The 21,751-nt window shown below is 62.0% G+C and carries 23 protein-coding genes and 1 pseudogene; 11 read left to right on the forward strand and 13 right to left on the reverse strand.

The window, feature by feature from the left end; translation table 11 throughout:
* Positions 1-116 precede the first annotated feature (116 nt).
* Positions 117-968: pseudogene (locus tag ACIPZC_RS01505) on the reverse strand (YifB family Mg chelatase-like AAA ATPase); the annotation flags it as partial.
* 225 nt (positions 969-1,193) lie between these two features.
* Here ACIPZC_RS01505 and ACIPZC_RS01510 point away from each other — a divergent pair.
* A complete protein-coding gene (locus ACIPZC_RS01510; protein WP_400624392.1) occupies positions 1,194-3,221 on the forward strand; it encodes a DUF4034 domain-containing protein in 2,028 nt (675 codons plus the stop codon).
* Positions 3,222-3,237: 16 nt separating this feature from the next.
* Here the strand turns inward: ACIPZC_RS01510 and ACIPZC_RS01515 are convergent, their stop codons facing one another.
* Positions 3,238-3,501: an accessory factor UbiK family protein gene (locus tag ACIPZC_RS01515; protein WP_241804976.1), complete on the reverse strand. Its 264-nt coding sequence runs from the start codon at positions 3,499-3,501 to the stop codon at positions 3,238-3,240.
* A gap of 365 nt (positions 3,502-3,866) precedes the next feature.
* Between ACIPZC_RS01515 and glnK the strand changes: the two genes are divergently transcribed.
* The 5 genes from glnK (at position 3,867) to ACIPZC_RS01540 (ending at position 7,629) form a co-directional block, all read left to right on the forward strand.
* On the forward strand, positions 3,867-4,205 hold the full coding sequence (glnK, locus tag ACIPZC_RS01520) for a P-II family nitrogen regulator (RefSeq protein ID WP_002555808.1): 339 nt from the start codon (positions 3,867-3,869) through the stop codon (positions 4,203-4,205).
* 48 nt (positions 4,206-4,253) lie between these two features.
* Positions 4,254-5,588, forward strand: coding sequence for an ammonium transporter (locus ACIPZC_RS01525; RefSeq protein WP_241804977.1), 1,335 nt, complete (start codon positions 4,254-4,256; stop codon positions 5,586-5,588).
* A gap of 429 nt (positions 5,589-6,017) precedes the next feature.
* Positions 6,018-6,347, forward strand: a complete 330-nt coding sequence (gene sutA, locus ACIPZC_RS01530; RefSeq protein WP_241804978.1) for a transcriptional regulator SutA — start codon at positions 6,018-6,020, stop codon at positions 6,345-6,347.
* A 150-nt stretch (positions 6,348-6,497) separates the two neighbouring features.
* Positions 6,498-7,271 (forward strand): hypothetical protein, encoded by a 774-nt coding sequence (locus ACIPZC_RS01535; protein WP_400624396.1) that lies wholly within the window; start codon positions 6,498-6,500, stop codon positions 7,269-7,271.
* A 70-nt stretch (positions 7,272-7,341) separates the two neighbouring features.
* Positions 7,342-7,629, forward strand: coding sequence for a hypothetical protein (locus ACIPZC_RS01540; protein ID WP_400624398.1), 288 nt, complete (start codon positions 7,342-7,344; stop codon positions 7,627-7,629).
* Between the two features lie 166 nt (positions 7,630-7,795).
* Here the strand turns inward: ACIPZC_RS01540 and ACIPZC_RS01545 are convergent, their stop codons facing one another.
* Genes ACIPZC_RS01545 through ACIPZC_RS01570 form a run of 6 tightly spaced genes read right to left on the reverse strand, consistent with a single transcriptional unit; the run spans position 7,796 to position 12,406 of the window.
* Positions 7,796-8,491 carry an HAD family hydrolase gene (locus ACIPZC_RS01545; RefSeq protein ID WP_400624400.1) on the reverse strand — a complete coding sequence of 232 codons (696 nt, stop codon included), beginning with the start codon at positions 8,489-8,491 and terminating at the stop codon, positions 7,796-7,798.
* Positions 8,488-9,387, reverse strand: a complete 900-nt coding sequence (gene xerC / locus ACIPZC_RS01550) for a tyrosine recombinase XerC (RefSeq protein WP_400624402.1) — start codon at positions 9,385-9,387, stop codon at positions 8,488-8,490. Before xerC ends, ACIPZC_RS01545 begins: the two co-directional genes overlap by 4 nt.
* Positions 9,387-10,097, reverse strand: coding sequence for a DUF484 family protein (locus ACIPZC_RS01555; RefSeq protein WP_400624404.1), 711 nt, complete (start codon positions 10,095-10,097; stop codon positions 9,387-9,389). The genes xerC and ACIPZC_RS01555 overlap by 1 nt, the downstream gene beginning before the upstream one ends.
* A gap of 13 nt (positions 10,098-10,110) precedes the next feature.
* The gene (gene dapF, locus ACIPZC_RS01560; RefSeq protein ID WP_241804984.1) at positions 10,111-10,941 is read right to left on the reverse strand and encodes a diaminopimelate epimerase; all 831 of its coding nucleotides are present in this window, start codon (positions 10,939-10,941) and stop codon (positions 10,111-10,113) included.
* 4 nt (positions 10,942-10,945) lie between these two features.
* Entirely contained in the window at positions 10,946-12,193 is a 1,248-nt protein-coding gene (gene lysA / locus ACIPZC_RS01565) for a diaminopimelate decarboxylase (protein ID WP_267820121.1), read from the reverse strand.
* 9 nt (positions 12,194-12,202) lie between these two features.
* The gene (locus ACIPZC_RS01570) at positions 12,203-12,406 is read right to left on the reverse strand and encodes a lipoprotein (protein ID WP_012312193.1); all 204 of its coding nucleotides are present in this window, start codon (positions 12,404-12,406) and stop codon (positions 12,203-12,205) included.
* 252 nt (positions 12,407-12,658) lie between these two features.
* Between ACIPZC_RS01570 and cyaY the strand changes: the two genes are divergently transcribed.
* The 3 genes from cyaY to rnk all read left to right on the forward strand — a co-directional run bounded on the left by cyaY (position 12,659) and on the right by rnk (position 13,750).
* Positions 12,659-12,991 (forward strand): iron donor protein CyaY, encoded by a 333-nt coding sequence (gene cyaY, locus ACIPZC_RS01575; RefSeq protein ID WP_012312194.1) that lies wholly within the window; start codon positions 12,659-12,661, stop codon positions 12,989-12,991.
* Between the two features lies 1 nt (position 12,992).
* A complete protein-coding gene (locus tag ACIPZC_RS01580; protein WP_241804986.1) occupies positions 12,993-13,205 on the forward strand; it encodes a DUF1289 domain-containing protein in 213 nt (70 codons plus the stop codon).
* A 134-nt stretch (positions 13,206-13,339) separates the two neighbouring features.
* Positions 13,340-13,750 (forward strand): nucleoside diphosphate kinase regulator, encoded by a 411-nt coding sequence (rnk, locus tag ACIPZC_RS01585; RefSeq protein ID WP_241804987.1) that lies wholly within the window; start codon positions 13,340-13,342, stop codon positions 13,748-13,750.
* A gap of 13 nt (positions 13,751-13,763) precedes the next feature.
* Here the strand turns inward: rnk and ACIPZC_RS01590 are convergent, their stop codons facing one another.
* From ACIPZC_RS01590 to ACIPZC_RS01605, 4 genes are all read right to left on the reverse strand, one after another.
* Complete coding sequence (locus ACIPZC_RS01590; protein ID WP_400624408.1) at positions 13,764-14,606, reverse strand: hypothetical protein; 843 nt, start codon at positions 14,604-14,606, stop codon at positions 13,764-13,766.
* 78 nt (positions 14,607-14,684) lie between these two features.
* Positions 14,685-17,549, reverse strand: coding sequence for a class I adenylate cyclase (locus ACIPZC_RS01595; protein ID WP_400624410.1), 2,865 nt, complete (start codon positions 17,547-17,549; stop codon positions 14,685-14,687).
* Positions 17,550-17,694: 145 nt separating this feature from the next.
* Positions 17,695-17,940, reverse strand: coding sequence for a TIGR02647 family protein (locus tag ACIPZC_RS01600; protein WP_012312198.1), 246 nt, complete (start codon positions 17,938-17,940; stop codon positions 17,695-17,697).
* Positions 17,941-18,009: 69 nt separating this feature from the next.
* Entirely contained in the window at positions 18,010-18,309 is a 300-nt protein-coding gene (locus tag ACIPZC_RS01605; protein WP_400624412.1) for a hypothetical protein, read from the reverse strand.
* 148 nt (positions 18,310-18,457) lie between these two features.
* Here ACIPZC_RS01605 and ACIPZC_RS01610 point away from each other — a divergent pair, with 148 nt between their 5' ends.
* Positions 18,458-19,120, forward strand: a complete 663-nt coding sequence (locus ACIPZC_RS01610; protein ID WP_267820130.1) for a glutathione S-transferase — start codon at positions 18,458-18,460, stop codon at positions 19,118-19,120.
* A gap of 135 nt (positions 19,121-19,255) precedes the next feature.
* Here ACIPZC_RS01610 and argH read toward each other — a convergent pair whose 3' ends face one another.
* Positions 19,256-20,650, reverse strand: a complete 1,395-nt coding sequence (argH, locus tag ACIPZC_RS01615) for an argininosuccinate lyase (protein ID WP_241804992.1) — start codon at positions 20,648-20,650, stop codon at positions 19,256-19,258.
* Between the two features lie 309 nt (positions 20,651-20,959).
* On the opposite strand from argH, the gene ACIPZC_RS01620 reads away from it, so the two are divergent.
* Entirely contained in the window at positions 20,960-21,709 is a 750-nt protein-coding gene (locus tag ACIPZC_RS01620; protein ID WP_400624415.1) for a LytR/AlgR family response regulator transcription factor, read from the forward strand.
* Positions 21,710-21,751: the final 42 nt, after the last annotated feature.

Genomic DNA, 21,751 nt, shown 5'->3' on the forward strand with positions numbered 1-21,751 from the left:
AGCCCCCTGAATTATAGGGGGCCGACGACCGGCAGGGGCCTGGCCATTGAGTTGGCGAAAGGCGGCAAGATCAGCCAGTCGCATCTATTTCGATTTTTTCGCATTTAATTCGATAACCTACAGCCTCCGCCGACCAGCGCGGGCCCGGACGCTGAGTGGTGCGGATGGCGAAACGGCCGTTGCGGCCAGCTATCAAGGGGTTTGTGCCCGCTTACCGACTGGATGGCTGCCACTTCCAGCGCTTCATGTTCATCCAGCGGCGGCAGCAGGCCGGGCAGGCGGCTGGCGAGCAGTGTCTTGCCTGTGCCGGGCGGGCCGGTGAACAGCAGGTTATGAGCACCTGAGGCCGCCAGCAGTAACGCACGCTTGGCGGCTACTTGGCCCTGCACCTCGCTGAGGTCGGGGTAAGGGCGGCTGTGCAGCAATAGACCGTTAGCGGCAAAGGGAGGCAGAGGTACCTGGCCGTTGAGGTGCGCCACCAGTTCCAGCAGGTGCCCCACCGCGTACACCACCAGCCCACCCGCCAGGCTCGCCTCTTCGGCGTTTTCCCGCGGCACTACCAATGCCCGGCCAGCCTCGCGCGCCGCCAGTGCCGCAGGCAGCACGCCCTGAACCGGGCGCAGCTTGCCAGACAGCGCCAGTTCGCCCAGGCATTCGATATCGGTCAATGTGGCCACCGGCACCTGACCGTCAGCGGCAAGGATGCCCAGGGCGATGGCCAGGTCGTAGCGCCCGCCATCCTTAGGTAGGTCTGCCGGTGCCAGGTTCTGGGTGATGCGCCTTTGCGGGTAGTTCAGCCCGGAGTTGACGATGGCGCTGCGCACCCGGTCCTTGCTTTCCTTGACCGTGGTTTCGGGCAGGCCGACCAGCGTGAGATTGGGCAGCCCGTTGGCCAGGTGAGTTTCGACGCTGACCGCCGGTGCCTGCACGCCAACCTGGGCGCGGCTGTGGACGAGGGCAAGGGACATGGACGCTCCGTTGTCGCGAAGAGGGGGCCGCTTCCTGCGGCATTGCCAAGCATAGCGAGGCTCAGGAGGCCAGGAGCAAGAAGAGTGCATCCTCGTTTTTCACGTCAGCACAAAAATGGATCCAATAACTTTGCGCCCGGCAAATCTATGGCTTAGTGTTTAAACGTTACTTTCCTGCCATCGGATGGCAATGCATCGCCTGCAAATGGACTTGAGGTACTGCCCGTGCAATCACTCACTCGCACCCGCCAGCAGATCCTGGAACGGGTCAAGGCCAATGAGTTCACTGAACTCAACCGTTTCTTCGATACCCTTCAGGCGCAGTGGCGGCAAGCGCGCCCTGGGGAGTGCCCGGCCTACCTTGAGGCCGTTCAGGGGCACATGCTGGTCGACTGGGATGTCGAAGGCAGCAAGGCCCTGACCCAGCGCCTCAGAGCCTGGATCGAAACCTGCCCCAAGGCCTATCACCCCCAGGTGGCCATGGGCTTTCACTGCTTCAATCGTGCTTGCCATATTCGCGGTACGGCTCCCGCCCATGAGGTGTCTGCAGCGCGCTGGCTGGCCGCCGAGCAAGCCTGCGAAATGGCAGCGGCGCACTTTCTGAGGGCCATCGAGCGATGCGCGCAGCCCGTAGCGGCGGCGATCGGTATGTTGCAAATCAGTGCGCACTTTCGTGAGCCAGGCTGGCTGGTGGAGCTGTTTCATGGCCGGCCGGCGCGCTTTCGGCCCAGTGCCCATGCCGATGTCGAAGTGCAGGAGGCCGCTGCACCGTTGCTGGTCAAATATGGACTGGCACCGCTGGTCGAGCTGCCGCACGTGTTGCCTTCGAGCTTGAGTCTGCGCCCGCTCGCCGAGCAGGGGTCTGCGCGGGACTACTGGCTGCGGCATGCCTTGAACGGGTTCCCTGGCTGTTTCGAGGCGGTCGAGGCCTATGCCAGCTACCTGACACCCCGTTGGGGCGGTAGCTATGAGGCCATCGATGCCGTGGCCAGCGGCCCTTTGTGTCGGGACTGGCCTGAAACCCTGCGTAATGCGATCCGCTGGCTGGCGCTTGAGGATCAGTTCCGGCTGCCGCCTGCCGATCAGGCGCAGCAGGTCGCGGCTTGGCAGCGCGTCTTCGAGCGGTGGATGCAACGCGAGCTCAGGCCAAAGGAACGCGCCACGCTCATGGCGTGGCGAGGGGCCTTTCGCCGCTATTCGCTGCAAGATTACCCCGGTGCGATGTGCGACTTCGTCGCCTCTGTCGCGCTATACCCCGACCAGGGCTTCGTACCGGCCATTGGCGAGCCGTTCTACAGCGTTGTCTGCCTGGTAGTGACCCATGGTGTGCCTGACGATGCGCAGAGCCTGCGTATCGCCATCGAGCGGTTAAGCGAAAACCGCAGGCAAGCGGCGGCCTGTGCGTTGCGCTCGGTTGGGCACCAGTTCGGCGTGTGGGGTTTCAGGCAGTGCGTCGAGCAGGCGCGTATCTGGCTGCACGCTGCGGTGAAACGCCAGTGCGGGCGCGAGGGGCTGGGCTTTGATGTACTCGAGGTGGCGCGCCTGCTTTGGGCCGCCAAGTACCACGAGGCCGCGTATTTTCTATACAGGCAGTGTGCCGAGTGCAAGCTGCCCGATGCCGCCGCCGCGCTTTATGCGCTGCATTGCGGTCGGCTCGAGAATACGCCGGAACACTACATCGATACTGGGATTGCTGCGCATTGGCTGCTGTGTGCCGCGCAGTCAGGCAGCCAGGTAGCCAAGTACGAACTGGCCTGCCAGCGCATGCGTGATGAACAGAGTTTGAGCGAGCGTAGCGTGATGCTGGCGGTCAGGCGCTTGTTGCTCGATTGCCTGGGCAACGAAGCGCTCGATGCCCATGCCCGCTTGCAAGTGGCCATTTTGCAGCGCCAGTTCGGCGACCCCCGGGAACGTGCGGAGGCGGTCGCCTATTTGCTGGATCTGGTGCACTACCCCGATTGCGCGATAGCCGGGCGAGCCAGCGCGGAGCTTGGCCTGGCCTGGATGCACGGGCATGGTACGCGCAAGCCGAGCCGCTTTGCGGCCATCGAGTGGGCCAACCGTGCTGTCGCGCTGCAGCCGGGGGATGCGACCATCGAGGGCATTCAGGCGCAGATTCGCAACGCGCACAACCTGTTCAGGACGCTGTTCACGGTGTGCGGCGCAACGCTGTTTCGCGGGGACCTGCACGCCAGCGAGCTGCCGCCCAAGCCAAGCAGCCAGGCGCCCGGCCGGGTGCGGGCTCCCGCGTGAGGGCAGGGCGCGGGGCTTACTCCTGTGACGCAGGTGCCATGCGCGCTTCCAGCTCGGCGACCTGTTTCTCCAGGGCCTCCAGGCGCGCACGGGTGCGGGCCAATACGACCATCTGGCTGTCGAATTCTTCGCGGCTGACCAGGTCCAGCTTGCTGAAGGCACCTTGCATCAGCACCTTGAACTGGCTTTCCAGTTCAGCGCGGGGCTGGGCGGTGTCGCCGCTGAACAGGCGCGAGGCCTGGTCGCTGAGGGCATCGAGAAGGGCTTTGGGCGCGAGCATGATCGGCTGTCCACTGCAGATGGGTAATGGCCGGCAGTGTAACACGGGGCCGGTTTGGCGTTCCGTTGCACATTTTTCGAGCAGCCCCTTGCACTGCCGTGCACCAAGGTTGTGCATCTTTTCAATGCTGGCGACTGGCCAATCCTCAATCTTTCACTCAACTGCCTGTTTTTCAGCGCTTTAACAGAACTGGCAAGGTTTCTGCAAAGACCTGTACGAGCCATGCACTGATGCAGTTCCTTGTGACCAGGCAGTGCGCACGCGGAGCCGGATGCCGACGACGCGTTACAAAGCCAACCGCTGCGCTTAGACTTGAGACGGGTTTGTTTTCCTGGGGCAAGTCCACCAAATCGGGAGAGAGTTTCATGAAGCTAGTCACAGCCATCATCAAGCCGTTCAAGCTGGACGACGTGCGCGAGTCACTGTCGGAAATCGGCGTGCAGGGCATCACCGTCACCGAAGTCAAAGGCTTCGGTCGGCAGAAGGGTCACACCGAGCTGTATCGCGGTGCGGAATACGTGGTCGACTTCCTGCCCAAGGTGAAGATCGACGTCGCCATCGACGACAAGGACCTCGATCGAGTGATCGAAGCCATCACCAAGGCTGCCAACACCGGCAAGATCGGTGACGGCAAGATCTTCGTGGTGAATCTGGAGCAGGCAATCCGCATCCGTACCGGCGAAACCGATACCGACGCGATCTAAGCGCCCAAAAAAAGCCTCACCAAACCCAACGCCCCAGGAGAAAACAACATGACTCTGCGTAAGATCGCAGGGCTAGGAGCCCTATTGTCCCTCGTAATGCCGGGCATCGCCCTGGCAGAGGAGGCTGCCGCCCCTGTACTGAACTCCGGTGACACCGCCTGGATGCTGACTGCCACGGCGCTGGTGCTGTTCATGACCATCCCGGGCCTGGCCCTGTTCTACGGCGGCATGGTGCGTTCGAAGAACGTACTCTCGGTGATGATGCAATGCTTTGCCATCACCGGCCTGATGAGCATCCTCTGGGTCGTTTACGGTTACAGCATGGCCTTCGATACCACGGGTATGGAAAAGGGCGTGCTCAACTTCAATTCCTTCGTCGGCGGCTTCTCCAAGGCGTTCCTCAGCGGCGTAACGCCGGACGGGCTGACGTCGGCTGCGGCACTGTTCCCTGAAGCGGTCTTCATTACCTTCCAGATGACCTTCGCCATCATCACCCCGGCGCTGATCGTGGGTGCCTTCGCCGAACGCATGAAGTTCTCGGCGATGCTGGTGTTCATGGGCATCTGGTTCACCCTGGTCTATGCACCGATCGCGCACATGGTCTGGAGCGGTGATGGCGCGCTGATGTGGGACTGGGGCGTGCTCGACTTCGCTGGCGGCACCGTGGTGCACATCAACGCAGGTATCGCTGGCCTGGTCTGCTGCCTGGTACTGGGCAAGCGCAAAGGCTACCCGACCACCCCGATGGCCCCGCACAACCTGGGCTACACCCTGATGGGCGCAGCCATGCTGTGGATCGGTTGGTTCGGCTTCAACGCCGGCTCCGCCGCGGCCGCCAACGGTACTGCCGGCATGGCCATGCTGGTGACCCAGATCGCTACCGCTGCTGCAGCGCTGGGCTGGATGTTCGCCGAGTGGATCGGCCACGGCAAACCGAGCGCCCTGGGCATCGCCTCTGGTGTGGTCGCCGGCCTGGTTGCCATCACCCCGGCTGCCGGCACCGTGGGCCCGATGGGCGCCCTGGTGATTGGCCTGGTGTCTGGCGTGCTCTGCTACTTCTGCGCTACCAGCCTCAAGCGTAAGCTGGGGTATGACGACTCCCTGGATGCCTTCGGCGTGCATGGCATCGGCGGCATCATCGGCGCCATCCTCACCGGTGTGTTCGCGGCACCGGCCCTGGGCGGCTTCGGCGCGGTCACCGACATCGGTGCGCAGGTCTGGATCCAGGCCAAGGGCGTGATTTTCACCGTGGTCTACACCGCCATCGTCACCTACGTGATCCTCAAGGTGCTGGACGTGGTGATGGGCCTGCGGGTCAACGAAGAAGAAGAGTCGGTCGGCCTCGACCTGGCTCAACACAACGAACGTGGTTACAACCTGTAACTGCGACGCTGGAAAAACTTGCCCGGCTTGCCGGGCATTTTTTTGCCTGTTTTTCGCCATTTTCCGCAGAGCAAACGGTTTATCAGTCACGTTCGCGACGTAGGCAAAAAACTTACAACTCGCAGGGCGTTCATGGAGCTTTGCTTTTTCCACGGGCGCGCTAGAATGCGCGCCGAGAGGTGTTGCACGAGTTGTCCGCACGCTTCGTCAGCCTTTGCTAGGCTTGCCAATAGCGTGTGGCCAGCAAGGGCTGCAAGGTTTTGTCGGGTCCTGCCAGGAGCAGGGCCTGCTGGGCGGGGCGTCCCATCAGGAGTGCCGTCTCAAGGGCAGTGGCCAACCCACGGCCAGTTGAATTTTCACTGGTGGCTGCCGGTCTACGGCTGCACTGGTCTATAACTAACCTGCTTTTCGCAAGTCATGAGGTAGAACATGAGCGACGACGATCTGGAAAATGATGACCTCGAAGTAGGCGACGAAGACGAGGCTGATGATGGCCTCGAAGCTGCGGCTGACGATGTTGCCGAGGACGCTGGCGATGACGACAGCAGCCCGGCACCGGTCGCCAAGGGTAAATCCAAGGCAGCTGTTTCGGTAGACGAGATGCCGAGCATGGAAGCCAAGCAAAAGGAGCGTGATGCCCTGGCCAAGGCGATGGAAGAATTCCTTTCGCGCGGTGGCAAGGTGCAGGAAGTCGAGGCCAACGTAGTCGCCGACCCGCCCAAGAAGCCGGACAACAAGTACGGCAGCCGCCCTATCTGAGTGGCTGAATACAAAAGAGCCCGCCGTCGCTGCGGGCTTTTTTGTGCCTGACGAAAATTGCAGTTATTTCTTACACAAAAAGTAGGTGTTTTCAGCTAGGCCATTTTGTCGCTTCCAGGCAAGCATTGCTCACTGATTCTGGAGGTGTTTATGGACAAACTGGTTCGTCGTTGCAAGCTACGCAAGGAAGACTTTTCTAGAGTAGAGGACCCTTTTTTTGCTAAGGGAAACGTAGAGCGTGCTCTTAAAGGGAACAGTCGCCTTGACGGTAAGGATGAGTTTCTCAGGAGTTGCGGCATCACCCTTCAGCGAGACCTTTCCGCCAAAGATATCGAGGTAGCAGTCGAAGAAATCAGAAGCGGCAGGTGGCTATTTTTGACCAACGAACCATTCAAGCCCATGAGGATAGATGGTTACCAAGGTGCAACTCAGTGCTTTCCTCTGCCAGGGCCGTTCAAGCAGCAGGCCGATGATGAGAGAGGGCCTGGTAAGTGGCGCACGATCGACATCGATTATGACGGGTTGAAAAATACATTCGCGATGCTGCAAAACCGCCTAGGCTCGCTGGGTGACGAGGGTCGTCTCTTCGGCTCGGAAGGCAAGGATTATGACAACACCACCCGTGTCGTAACCCAGCAATGGGTTCCCCTCGATGGTAATGATGATCATCTGGCATCACGATCTGTTATTCGTCGCTATGGGGAATTGCGAGCTATAACGCAGCGGTATTCTGAAGGAGATGATAAGTGGCAGGTCAGTGGAAAATCTTGGCACTGGCAGCCAGTTCTTCCTTTTGAAACCTACGAACACCGAGAAAAAAATGATGCCCGGAGGACGAAAAGAAGAGCGTTGGGTATTGCAATTGTGGGGCATTCTGGATGCCCTTTCTTTGCTGCTCTACATCGTAGCCAGCGTGCGGCGTAGCCATCTACCTTTCTTTACTGACTTGCAGAGCATGTTGAGCTTATGGCGAGAGCAAGGTCTGCTAACCGTTATGCTCATTTTGATGAATCTGGTTCTGCACGTTTCGATCATTCTCAGCACTGTGCTTCTCCTCAGTGGCAGAAAGTCTGGTGTGTATTTAGGGCTCGCGCAGATACCCTTTAGGCTGCTTTTCGCTGCACCTTCGCTCTCGATATTGTTGATCTGGGCTAGCTTCGTACCCGATTACGATCCGTGGCTGATGCTTGGTTTCATAGGGCTTTCAGAGCTGATCAAGGGCGGCACCTCCTGGTGGTGGCTGCATCGCCAACGATCGCATCACCGGTTAGCCAGCAATTGAACAGTCTTTGTTGTGCCTGTGAGATTTGTATGGCCTGTGCCGGCCTCTTTGCGGCGGTTCGGCGCCCCGACACGCCCGCTCCCACAGGAACCGCACAATGCCTAAGGGCGGTGGTATTACTGTGGGAGCGGGCTTGCCCCGCGAATGGGGCGCGAAGCGGCCCCTGTCAGCGCCAGCGCGCGAGCACGTCGGGCAGCTGGGACAAGCGCTGGATCTCGGCATCCGGCGCCCGCTCGCCCGCCCAGGCCTTACCCTGCGGGTTGAACCAGACGGCGCGCAAACCGGCACGCTGGGCCCCGGCGATGTCGTCGCCTGGGTGATCACCAATATGCACCGCCGCACTGGCTTCAGCCTCGCCACGCTTGAGTGCTTCCATGAACGGCGCCGGGTCTGGCTTGCCGATGCCCAGGTCCTCTGCACACAGGGCAAAGCGGAAGTAATCCGCCAGCCCCAGACGGCTTACATCGGCGTTGCCGTTGGTGACCACGCCCAAGGTGTAGTGATGGCGCAGAATCTCCAGCACCGGCTGCACTTCAGGGAATACTTCGACCTGATGGCGTGCATGCAGGAACACTTCAAAGCCCTCGTTGGCCAGTTCTTGTGCCTGCTTCTCGCTGTAGCCGACTTCTTCCAGGGCGTGGAACAGCACACGCCGGCGCAAGGCGCTGATTCGGTGCTTGAGGCCTGGCTCGGCCTGCACCAACCGCTCGCGGATGGCGAACAGGTGCTCCACGGGCACGCCGCCAAGTATCGGGGCGTTGGCCTGCAGCCAGTCGCGCAGCACGACTTCCGCGCTGGCAATCACTGGCGCGGTATCCCACAGGGTGTCGTCAAGGTCGAACGTGATCAGCTTGATGCTCATGAGTCTGTGCCTTTGCTGCGTTTGGCCCGTGGGTGGGCGCTGTCGTACACCGCGGCCAGGTGCTGGAAGTCCAGGTGGGTGTAGATCTGTGTGGTGCTGATGTCGGCATGGCCGAGCATTTCCTGCACCGCCCGCAGGTCCTGGGACGATTCCAGCACATGGCTGGCGAATGAATGGCGAAGCATGTGCGGGTGCAGGTGCTGGCCCAGTTCGCGCTCACCGGCTGCCTTGACCCGCATCTGGATAGCCCGTGGCCCAAGGCGGTTGCCTTGGCGGCTGATGAACACGGCGCCGTCACGCGGGCTGCCGATACCGCGCAGTCGCAACCATTGCTGCATGGCCTCGCGCGCCTTGCGGCCCACAGGCAGCACGCGCGCCTTGCCACCTTTGCCGAGCACTTGCACCAGGCCGGCGGCAAGGTCCAGGTGTTCGAGGTCGAGGTTGGTCAGCTCGGACAGGCGCAGGCCAGAGGAGTAGAACAGTTCGAGGATCGCCTGGTCGCGGCGGGCGATGAAGTCGTCGTCCACGCCGCCGTCGAGCAGTTGCAGGGCGCGGTCGGTGTCCAGCACCTTGGGCAGCCGGCGCTCGCCTTTGGGCGCGCTCAGGCCGCTGGCAGGGTCGTGCTGGCAAAGGCCTTCACGGTTCAGGTAGCGATACAGCCCGCGTACCGCCGACAGCAGCCGCGCCAGGCTGCGCGAGGACTGCCCATGATGATGCTGACGGGCGATCAGTTGGCGCAGTTGCTGGATCTGTAATGCGCCCCAGCCAGCGATGCCTTGGGTGTTGCAGTATTCGATGACCTTCTGGAGGTCGCGACGGTAGGCCAGCAGCGTGTGCTCGGACACTTGGCGCTCGTTGCGCAGGTGAGCGCAATAAGCCTCCAGCTGGCGTTCCATCAGCGCACCGGGCGCAGGGGCTGGGTCACGCGCGGGACCACGCGGGCGAGCACTTCGGCGATGTAGCCAAGGAACAGGGTGCCGACGCTGCTTTTGTAGTGTTGCGGGTCGCGGCTGCCGATCGCCAGCACGCCGTGCAACCCTTGGTACTCCAGGGCAGCAACGGCGCTGGAGCCCACTTCCTGATGCTGCTGCTCACCGAACAGGAACACCAGTTCGTGCTCACGCAGGTTGCCACTGACTGTCTTGCCACCGCCCAGCAGGCCGCCGATGGCCTGTTGGGCCTCGGCATTGCTGGCCCAACGGCCGACCGGCGCTGCATGGTCACCGAACAGGATCAGGCTGACGAACGGTACCTGGAACTCCTGGCGCAGGCTGTCTTCGACCGCCATGACCACTTCTTCCAGGCTGCCGGCATCGAGCAGGTCCAGGATCAGCCGGCGCGTCTTGTCGAACAGCCGGTCGTTGTCCCGGGCCACGTCCATCAGTTGCGACAGGCGATGGCGCATCTCGATGTTGCGATCGCGCAGCAGTTTGAGCTGGCGCTCCACCAGCGACACGCTGTCGCCACGCTGGTGAGGGATACGCTGCTCGACCAGCAGTTCATCATGTTCGGCAAAGAAGGTCGGGTGGGCGCGCAGGTAGGCGACCACCGCTTCGGCGTCGAGCTCACTGGACAGCTGGGGTACAACCTTGGGCTGATCGGTCATGGCAGTTACTCGCTTAGAGACGAACCTGTCCTTCGTAGACACGTACGGCTGGGCCAGTCATCAACACGGACGTGCCGGGGCCGGCCCACTCGATGTGCAGGCGCCCACCAGGCAGGTCCAGGGTCACCGGAGAGTCCATCCAGCCCTGGCTGATGGCTGCCACGGCAGCTGCACAAGCACCGGTGCCGCAGGCCTGGGTCTCGCCGGCACCACGTTCCCATACCCGCAGGTTGGCGCGGTGGCGGTCAATGACCTGAAGGAAACCGGCGTTCACCCGCTGCGCAAAGCGTGGGTGGTTTTCGATTTTCGGGCCTAGGTCATGGACCGGCGCAGTATGTACGTCATCGACGCGCAGCACGGCATGCGGGTTACCCATGGACAAGGCAGCGATAGCGTGCACTTCGCCGTCCACCTCCAGCGGGTAACTGAGCGCCTGCTCATCAGCGTCGAATGGGATTTCGGCGGGATTGAAGCGCGGCGGCCCCATGTCGACACACACCTGGCCATCGTTCTGCACGTCCAGTTCGATGATGCCGCCCTTGGTTTCCACACGGATGCGCTTTTTCGCGGTCAAGCGTTTGTCCAGCACGAAGCGTGCGAAGCAGCGTGCGCCGTTGCCGCATTGCTCCACTTCCGAACCGTCGGCATTGAAGATCCGGTAGCGGAAATCCACTTCCGGATTGTTCGGAGCCTCGACGATCAGCAGCTGGTCGAAGCCGATCCCGGTGTGGCGGTCGCCCCATTGCTTGGCGTGCTTGGGCTGGATGTGTGCGTGTTGGCTGACCAGGTCCAGGACCATGAAGTCATTGCCCAGCCCATGCATCTTGGTAAAACGCAGAAGCATGGGGTCACTCCGGCAGCAGGCTTTCGCCAGCGTACAGTTCGGCAATGGTCTCGCGACGGCGGACTTCGAAAGCCTGATCGCCGTCGACCAGGATTTCCGCACAACGGCCACGGGTGTTGTAGTTCGAGCTCATGACGAAACCATAGGCGCCCGCGGACTGCACAGCCAGCAGGTCACCTTCGGCCAGGTTCAGCTGGCGGTCCTTGGCGAGGAAATCGCCGGTTTCGCAGATTGGCCCGACCAGGTCGTAGGCACGGCCTTCGCCTTCGCGTGGGATGACCGCGCTGACGCCCATCCAGGCCTGGTAGAGGGCCGGACGGATCAGGTCGTTCATCGCCGCATCGATGATGGCGAAGTCTTTGTGTTCGGTGTGCTTGAGGTATTCAACGCGGGTCAGCAGGGCACCGGCGTTGGCCACGATGTAGCGGCCAGGCTCGAACACCAGGGCCAGGTCACGATCACCGACGCGCTCGCGGATGGCCTTGATGTAATCGGCTACCAGCGGCGGCTCTTCGTCGCGATAGCGCACGCCAACACCGCCGCCCAGGTCCAGGTGGCGCAGGTGGATGCCGCAGTCGGCCAGGCGGTCGACCAGGTCCAGCAGGCGGTCGAGGGCGTCGAGGAATGGGTCTACGCTGGTCAGCTGCGAGCCGATGTGGCAGTCGACACCGACCACTTCCAGGTTTGGCAGCTGCGCGGCACGCACATAGATGGCTTCGGCGTCGGCGATGGCGATGCCGAACTTGTTCTCTTTGAGGCCGGTGGAGATGTACGGGTGGGTACCGGCATCGACGTCCGGGTTGACCCGCAGCGAGACCGGGGCCACCTTGCCCATCTCGGCGGCTACCACCTGCAGGCGCTCCAGTTCGTCGGTGGATTCGACGTTGAAGCAATGCACGCCGACCTCCAGGGCCCGGCGCATGTCTTCGCGGGTCTTGCCGACGCCGGAGAACACCACGCGGTCAGCCCGCCCACCGGCGGCCAGTACCCGCTCCAGCTCACCGCCGGAAACGATGTCGAAGCCTGCGCCCATGCGGGCCAGCACGTTCAGCACGCCAAGGTTGGAGTTAGCCTTGACCGCGAAGCACACCAGGTGCTCGACACCTTGCAGGGCATCGGTATAGCTGCGGTACTGGGCCTCGATGTGGGCGCGCGAGTACACGTAGGTGGGGGTGCCGAACCGTTCGGCGATGGCCGACAGGGCCACGCCCTCCGCGAACAGTTCACCGTCGCGGTAATTGAAAGCGTTCATCTGATTTCCTTACTGCTCTGGCGTTTGCTCGGGCTCGATTGGCTGTTCATCCTGTGGCTGGACAGGCTGAGCGTGCTGGTGCTGATGCGACTTCTGGCTGCCCTTGCCGTCCTTGCCGTCTTCTGGCAGGTAGAGGGGGCCTTTCTGACCGCAGGCCGAAACGAGGCAGGCAACCGCGACCAGCGCCGCGAGCGAGGAAATCAGGCGCTTCATGGGTGAAATCCTTTGAAATATGCAGTATTGCGCCCGAGTATACCGAGCGACTGCCGGATTGCCTATGCAAGAGCCGGTCCGCCGGGCGGGCAGAAATTGGCCCCGAGCGGCGAGCGGCAAGCGGCAAGAAAAAACGTTCAGGTGTAGGCTGAGCTTTTTCCTGCCGCTTGAAGCTCCCCGCTTGCGGCTGGCGCCAAGCGCCCGTATCGTGCCCGACCTGCCTGTAACGCAGCCAATTTCGAGGTTCCTGCAATGAGTTTGAGCGAAGCGCGTTTCCATGATCTGGTCGACGCCACCCAACAGGCCCTGGAAGACCTGTTCGACGAGAGCGGCCTTGACCTGGACATGGAGAATTCCGCCGGCGTCCTCACCATCAAGTTCGACAATGGCAGCCAGCTGATCTTCAGCCGCCAGGAGCCGCTGCGTCAGCTTTGGCTGGCCGACCGCTCCGGAGGCTTCCACTTCGACTACGACGAAGAGAGCGGCAAGTGGGTCTGCGAGAAGAGCGAAGAGCTGCTGGGCGAGATGCTCGAGCGGATTGTCTGGGAGCGGGCCGGCGAAAAGCTGGACTTCGACGAGATCTGAAATGAGCGCCCAGGCGCGGCCGGCCAAGCCGCTTTACAGTAACGTCAGCCCAGCAGTGCCGTCGCCGTGCATCAGCGTGTGCCGGCTGAATGAACAGCGCGTTTGCACCGGCTGCCATCGCCATGTCGAGCACATTCGCGAGTGGCGCTCGGCTGATGACGAACGGCGCCGGCAGATTTGCCGCGAAGCCGAGGCCTTGCGCACGCAGGGTTGAGTATTTGCCCGGCTGTGGTAGTGTCGGGTTATGCGTCGGTGACGCCAAAGCACTCATCAAACCCCGCCCTCTGGGCGGGGTTTTGCTTTATCTGCCCTTAGAAAACCACCTGTTCAATGGAGTCTGACTGGATCATGAGCACCAAGCCCTCCCTCATCCTTACCCGATTGGACGTGCAGCGTCTCGAGCGCCTGATCGACAGCCTCGACGAAAGCACCCCAGGTGTGCTCGCCCTGCAGGAGGAGCTGGACCGCGCCGAGCAGGTGGTCGGTCACGAGGACGTGCCGGCCGGCGTGGTGACCATGAACTCGCGCGTGCACTGCCGTGAAGAGGCCAGTGGCAAGGACTACCACCTGACCCTGGTGTACCCGAAGGATGCCGGTGGCGAAGGCAAGGTCTCGGTCCTGGCGCCGATCGGATGCGCGCTGCTGGGCTTGTCGGTGGGTGAACAGATCGATTGGCCGGCGCCGGGCGGCAAGACCCTTAAGCTCAAGCTGCTGGAGGTGGAATACCAGCCGGAAGCGGCAGGCGATTTCGACCTCTGATCCCCCATGGCTTTCAGGGCGTGTTCCGCGCCCTGATAGCGCAGGCATCGATGCAGTTGTCGACGATCCTGCTGCGCAGCGACCAGTCCGTGTTGATGATGTGGAAGTTCTGGATGTAACTGTCGATACCTGTTGATTCGAACCATTCATCGACCTTGTCGCTGAAGTCGTCCGGCGAAAACCACCCTTTGTTGTATTTGGCGCACTGGATGGAACGCAGGGTGTAATCAGGTTTATAGCGTTGCGCCCGCTTGTCCATGAAGGCTTTCAGCTCTTCGGTGGACGGTGTGTTCTCACCCATCCAGCCATGTTCCACGCCTGGCCAGTGCTGCCCGCGGGCGGAGTTGTTGTACGCAATCACCACGGTCTTGCCTGGGTGTTCAATCCAGAGTTGATCCAGCGTCAGGGTGTGCAACGCCCAGGGGATGATGCGCTGGCCCAGGTGCTTCTCCAGCATCTCCTGCAACCAGGCATGTTCCTGGTCGCTGAAGTTGTCGAACCCATGGAAGTCGAGAATGATGATTTCACGAACGTTTGCCGGGTCTTCGTAAAAGCGGTTCAGTTCCAGGGCGATGTCGCCCTGTACGGTGCGCCCCGATGTACTCAGGTGGAACAGCTTGTAGCGATAAGGCGAATCGGGCGTGTACTCGCGGTTGGCGCGCACCCGCAGATCAAGCACGCGGATGCCGCCGCGAACCTGTTCGATGCAGGAAACGTCCTGGGTCACTTCCTGGGGCGGGACGATGTTGTCCGCCTGCTTGTCCATCCCAGAGTCATGGCTGCCGGGGAGAATCAGCTGATCGATACGCAGGCGGCCTAATTCGGGCAGGGCGCCCATCCAGTTCTGCTTGTCCATGACGCACTCCAGTCATTGATTGAGTGCCCAAGGATGTTGCCGCCGTGTGCGGCCGTGCAGAGGGAAAGCGCACCGGGGTCAAGGTGCGAGCGACGCCTGCAACTGCTCCAACCCGTCGTTCAGGGCTTTTTCCAGCTCCCGCTTGTAGCGCAGGTAGAGGAGGGTCGAACCCTGTTCGTCATCGAGCAGTTCGGACAGGTCCAGGTCAGTGATGTAGCAACGATAATGCCCGGCATCGCGGCGCTGGCTCAGAATCTGCCTGGCTACCACGGTGTACAGTTCATCGCCGTGGTCCAGTTCGGAGAATTCCAGTTGGTCGCAGTAGAGCGTGACGTGCACGTCATCGCCGGTGCCGGCCTGGAGGATGGCCTGAACTTCATAGTAGGGCTGATCGTTGACGATGTCTGGCGTCGGTCGGGGCTCGATGCTGCGTGCCTTGCCCGTGCCCGAGGGCAGTAGCTGAGCATAATCGATGTACAAAGATGCCTGGTGCAGGTTATCGAGCGGCACGCGGGCGTCGTGGCGCATTACCACCGAGCGCAGAAAGCGCTGCAGGGGCAATAGCAGGTGATTCTCGTCGTGCAATGGCAGGCGTTGCTGCCATAACGCGTTGTACTCATCCAGCACATACAGGTCGGCCCAGCCCTCGAGCAGGCGGTAGAACACCTGAATGCAGCCGGGGCGGCCTTGTTCCAGCAGCAGCGAAAGGTCGTGGTCCTGCAGTGCGTTGGCATCCAGATAAAGTGGGCTGTAGGCGCTGCGTTCTTCGCTTAGGTAATCGAGCACGGCATCGTGATCGGTCAGGGTGGCGAGGCTGACCTGGCCGGGCACCAGTTCCAGTGCGTGGGTGTACTGCGCCACCTGCAGCAGGTAGCGGTGGTTGCGGCCCTGGTCGAGCAGTAATTGCACCGTGTCGAAAATCTCCTCGACCCGCTGGCTGATGGCTTGCGCGCGGTTGTGGCAGAAGCAACGCACCCGCACGCGCGGCCGGTGGCTGCGCTGGCCGAGGCTGTTGAGGAAGTCCCGCATGCAGCGCAGCAGGGCGTGCTCGCCGTCGTAGCGCTGCACCAGCACCTCGTTCCAGCTGTTGAGGGTGACCTGATCGAGGGTCAGCACCAGGTTTTCGCGCACGCCTGCATAGCTCAGCGAGTCGGTGCGCTCGGTGGTCATCAGGATGTTCAGGTCGCGGTGGTGGCGCAGCGGGTCGACGCCAACGTTGACCAGCAGCAGGATCTCTTCGGCCACGCTGGGCTGCAGCAATCGCACTTCGCTGACGGCCTCAAGCGGCAAGGGAATGCTTTGCTGCAGGCTGCCAAGCAGGTTGAACAGCTCGAATTCGCTCAAGTCGCTGACGCCGGGGTGCAGCGCAAAGCGCGTAGTGCTGTCGATAACGCCGTTGCGGTGGGCCCAGGTCAGCAGTTCGAGCAGCTCCCGGCAACGCTTGATCGGGCTGAAATGCTCCCACTCGTGGACGCCCAGGTTGCCGTTGTACAGGCCCCAGTGGTGGCTGCCGGGTTCCTTGCGGTTGGGTGACTGAACCAGTGTCAGGGTGTCCTCGGCGAGGTCCGGTGCGATGCCTGGGTTGATCACCTCTATCTTGCCGGCGCGCCGCTCGAAGGCTGCGTACAGGCGCCGGCCCAGTACGTTGAGGTCGCGTTGGTCGGCGCGGCTGTTGGCGTTCTGGTTTTGCGCGAACTGGCTGAGAAAGCGGTAGCTGTGGTTGAGCTCGGCGACCAGCTCGCGGCGCTCGACCGCCACCTGGCGTACCTTCCACTGGCTACGGCTGTCGAGTAAGGCCAGCTGGCGCTCGTCCCAGCCCCACTCATCGGCCAGGCGCTTGAGCAACCGACGCTGCCAGCCGTTGCTGCGTGCGCGGTCCAGGCCGCTGAGCTTCTTGTTGACCTTCAGGTAAAGGCTGCGCCTTGCCAGCTCCAGCCGCCTGGTTTCACCGCGCGCTAGCAAGTAGCGTTCGATGCGCCGGTAAACCATGACATAGGGGTCAAGCGCGTCGAGGTCGAGGTGGTTGGCGAAGACCGCCTGTTTGTAGTCCAGGCTCAGGCAGCGCACGGCTGGGTGTTCGCTGGCGTAGACCTCGGTTAGCAACAGCTTGAGCAGTGACTTGTAAGGTGAGTCGATACCTTTGAACAGCTGCCACAGGCCAGCACCGACGAACTCGCCGGCCGGGATGTGGGCCAGGTTGCCCAGGTCGAGGGCATCGGTGCTGCGGATGAAACGCTTGGACAGCAAGGTTTCGGTATAGCTGCTGTAATTGCGCTCTTCATACACCGGCACCAGCCACCAGAGCGGTGTGCGCCCGGCCAGCCAGATGGCCGTGCGGTAGAACTCGTCGAGCAGCAGGTAGTGCTGGGTGGTACCACAGTCGTCGGAGCTGAGCTGGCTGTCGCGCTGGCCTCGGGCGAAGCTTTGCGGGTCGATCAGGAAGCAATGTGCTTCGGCGCCGAGGCTGGCAGCCCAGGCTTCGAGCAACTGGCATTTGCGCCGCAGCTCTTCGAGCTGGCTGTCACCCAGGCCGGGGGCATGACAGACCCACAGGTCGATGTCGCTTTGCTCGGCCTGGGCCAGCGTGCCAAGGCTGCCCATCAGGTACAGGCCGTGTATCGGGCGGTTGGGGTTGCCCAGGCGTGTCTTGTAAGTGAATGACCGCGCCAGCCGTTGGCCCTCGGCGACCAGGTTGGCATCGGGCTCGAAGCCCGACACGCCGGCCGGTGTGCTACCCGAAACATACCCAGGCAACAGGGGATGGTTGACGTGAAACAGCAGCGGTAGCAGGGTCAAAACCTGTTGCTGGCGGGTCGAAAGCCCATCCATGGCGCGCTGTAGCCGGCCCATGTTCAGCTGCAGGAACCGCGCACGCAATTTCGCCAGCACCTTGCGGTCGATGCCGTCTTCGATATCAGGGCGAATCTCGTGGGGATGGGTCATTGCGAACTCAGGGCAGGCCGGGGGAACTTTGGCGAGTTTAGCCTGAGTAATGCACTCGGATAAGCGGCAGTTGGAGTTTTGACGCCATTTTTCTCGCGCCTTTGTGTGCCCCATCCCCGGCTTGCCGGCGATGGGGCCGGGCAGGTTACGCCGGCTGGGGCGACTTGAGGATGTTCAGCAGCAGTTGCACGCTTTCGACCGCGTCATGCCCAAGGCTGGTGAGGTAACCGCCATCAGGCTGATCGGTCAATTGCTTTTCATGCAGGCGTCGAGCCGCTGCGACCAGCGCGGGTGAGGCATTGGCGTGAATCTTGATGCCTTCCTGGCTGCTGTCCAGATTGAACAGGGCAAGGACTTCCAGTTCAGCAATCAGTTCGGGGGTGAAGGACATGGCGACTCCTGACTTCCAGACGAGGATGGCGGCACCGCCAACGGTGCCTGACCCTGGAGTGTAGTCGGGTTATTCGTCCGCGCCTTGATCTGCCTCAGGGGGTAGCTCGGGCAACGCGCGCAGGGCGGTTTCGTACCATTGGGTGTTGAACGGGCGGTCCTCGTCGAGCATGTTGTCGATCTCGATGGCCAGCACGTGGGCCATGAGGTTGAGGATGTCTTCGCGCTCGTAGCCGACGAGGCTCAGCTTGTTGAACGTCGCCTTGGCGGCCGGCGGTTCGCCGCTTTCTATCTGGTTTTCGATGGCCTGGGTCAGCGTCGCCTCGGCGAAGGCTTCGTCGTCATTGTCGATGTCGGTGGGCTCGCTCATGGCGCTACTCCTGTGATTGGGCACACAGTGTGCCACGCCCGAGTCGGCAATGCCCGGTCATCGACCGGGTGCATGACGCTGGTCAGGCGCAGGCGTAACGAGCTATAAAAGCCCGGCCAACCCCTTACGGCCTGGAGGCTGTTACCCCATGCTCAAGCTTCACGGATTCTCGGTCAGCAACTACTACAACATGGTCAAGCTGGCCCTGCTGGAAAAAGGCTTGCCGTTCGAAGAGGTCACCTTTTATGGCGGCCAGGCACCGCAAGCGCTGGAAGTCAGCCCGCGCGGCAAGGTGCCAGTGCTGGAAACCGAACACGGCTTCATCAGCGAGACCAGCGTGATTCTCGACTATATCGAGCAGACGCAGGGCGGCAAGGCGCTGTTGCCGGCCGATCCATTCGAACAGGCGAAAGTGCGTGAGCTGCTCAAGGAGATCGAGCTGTATATCGAACTGCCGGCGCGTACCTGCTATGCCGAGTCGTTCTTTGGGATGGAGGTCGATTCAGTGATCAAGGAGCGGGCGCGTGCGGATCTGCTGGCGGGCTTCGCCACCTTGAAGCGCAATGGCCGTTTTGCGCCCTATGTGGCCGGTGAGCAACTGACCATTGCCGACCTGATGTTCTGCTTCTCGGTCGATCTGGCGTGTGCGGTAGGCAAGAAGGTGCTGGGCATCGACTTCCTCGCAGACTTCCCGCAGGCGAAGGCGTTGCTGGAGAAAATGCGCGAGAACCCGCACATGGTGAAGATTCTGGCGGACAAGGAGGCGGCAATGCCGGCCTTCATGGAGATGATCCGCAGCGGCAAGCGCTGATCTGAAGAGGGGCTGCTGTGCAGCCCAATCGCCGGCAAGCCGGCTCCTACAGGGATTGCGCACCGCTTGAGAGCGGCGCGGTCATTGTGGGAGCCGGCTTGCCGGCGAACGAGGGCGAAGCCCTCGCAATGGCGCTTAGCGCGAAGCCAGCAATGCCTTGCCGCGCACAACGGCAGCGCGCACCTGGGCAGGCGCAGTACCACCAATGTGGTTACGGGCATTCACCGAGCCTTCCAGCGTCAACACGGCGAATACGTCCTGCTCGATCTGGTCGCTGAACTGGCGCAGTTCATCCAGGCTCATCTCGGCCAGGTCCTTGCCGGTGTCAACGCCATACTTCACCGCATGGCCGACGATCTCGTGGCAATCACGGAACGGCAGGCCGCGACGCACCAGGTAGTCGGCCAGGTCGGTGGCGGTGGAGAAGCCGCGCAGGGCCGCTTCGCGCATGATCGCGTGCTTGGGCTTGATGGCCGGGATCATGTCGGCAAAGGCACGCAGCGAATCGCGCAGCGTATCAGCGGCGTCGAACAGTGGCTCCTTGTCTTCCTGATTGTCCTTGTTGTAGGCCAGCGGCTGGCCTTTCATCAAGGTCAGCAGGCCGGTCAGGGCGCCGAACACGCGGCCGCTCTTGCCGCGCACCAGCTCAGGTACGTCGGGGTTCTTCTTCTGCGGCATGATCGAGCTGCCAGTGCAGAAACGGTCGGGCAGGTCGACGAACTGGAACTGGGCGCTGGTCCACAGCACCAGCTCTTCAGAGAAGCGCGACAGGTGCATCATCGCCACGCTGGCGGCAGCGCAGAATTCGATGGCGAAATCACGGTCCGACACGCCATCCAGCGAGTTGCCGGCCACGGCTTCGAAACCGAGCAGCTTGCAGGTCAGCTCGCGGTCGATCGGGTAGGTGGTACCGGCCAGCGCAGCGCTGCCCAGGGGCATGCGGTTGGTGCGTTTGCGGCAGTCCACCAAGCGCTCGTAGTCGCGGCTGAGCATTTCGAACCAGGCCAGCAGGTGGTGGCCGAAAGTGACCGGCTGGGCGGTCTGCAGGTGGGTGAAGCCCGGCATGATGGTTTCGGCTTCGCGCTCGGCCTGTTCCAGCAGGCCCTGCTGCAGGCGGGTGATTTCGGCCAGAATCAGGTCGATCTCGTCGCGCAGCCACAGGCGGATGTCGGTGGCGACCTGGTCGTTGCGGCTACGGCCGGTGTGCAGCTTCTTGCCGGTGATGCCGATGCGGTCGGTCAGGCGTGCTTCGATGTTCATGTGCACGTCTTCGAGGTCGACGCGCCAGTCGAAATTGCCGGCCTCGATTTCAGCCTGGATGGTGTTCAGGCCGTCGATGATGGTGTCGCGCTCGGCATCGCTGAGTACACCGACCTGCGCCAGCATGGTGGCGTGGGCGATCGAACCCATGATGTCGTGGCGGTACAGGCGCTTGTCGAAATCGACCGAGGCGGTGAAGCGGGCGACGAAGGCGTCGACGGGTTCACTGAAGCGGCCGCCCCAGGACTGATTGGTCTTGTCGGTGCTCATGGATTCACTCGTTGAAGGCGTGAACGAAAAAGTGGCGGCGATAATAGCAGGGTTGGGCGTGTGGCCGAAGGACGCCGGTCGACAGAAATCGGCATAAAACCCCGCTCGATTGAGGTAAAGACGATATTCAACGATTGAACGGCAGTGTTCCACGGACCGTCTACAGTTGGACAAAGGACTGGCAGCGAATCTGCCAGCGCAGTGAATCTTTGGCCATCGTATTGGTCTAGAGCGTGACCGCAGTGTCGCTCGACCTGCAACTGTCTACGCTATACCTGTGCGAGACTCACTCAGGAATCCAGAGCAATTATGAATGTCCTGATCGTTGATGACGAATCCCTACCCCGTGAACGCTTGGCGCGGCTATTCGGGGAGCTGGAGGGGTACACCGTGCTGGAGCCCAGCGCCACCAGCGGCGAGGAGGCCCTGGCCCTGATTGAAAGCCTCAAGCCTGATGTGGTCCTGCTGGATATTCGCATGCCGGGCCTTGACGGCCTGCAGGTCGCGGCCCGCTTGTGCGAGCGCGAATCACCGCCATCGGTCGTGTTCTGCAGCGACGCCGATGACGATGAATACGGCGCAGAGGCTTTCACCGACAGCACCCTCAGCCATGTATCCAAACCGATCCATCCCCATGCTCTGCGTGATGCTTTGCGCAAAGCTGAGAAACCCAGTCGCACGCAGTTGGCGGCGCTGACCCGGCCAGGAAGTGAAGGGGGTGGCCCGCGCAGCCATATCAGCGCGCGTACGCGCAAGGGCATCGAGCTGATCCCTTTGCTCCAGGTGATCTATTTCATCGCCGACCACAAATACGTCACGCTGCGCCACGAAGCGGGCGAAGTGTTGCTCGATGAGCCACTCAAGGCCTTGGAAGATGAGTTCGGCGACCGCTTCGTGCGTATCCACCGCAACGCCCTGGTAGCCCGCGATCGCATCGAACGCCTGCAGCGCACGCCGCTTGGGCATTTTCAACTGTTCCTCAAAGGCCTCAATGGTGATGCCTTGACTGTCAGCCGCCGGCATGTGGCTGGCGTACGCAAGATGATGCAGACGCTCTGAGCGCTGCCAGTGCCCCATCGCCGGCGACCTGGCGATGAGGGC

Source organism: Pseudomonas sp. NPDC089743 (assembly GCF_044748785.1).
Classification (GTDB): Bacteria; Pseudomonadota; Gammaproteobacteria; order Pseudomonadales; family Pseudomonadaceae; genus Aquipseudomonas; species Aquipseudomonas putida_X.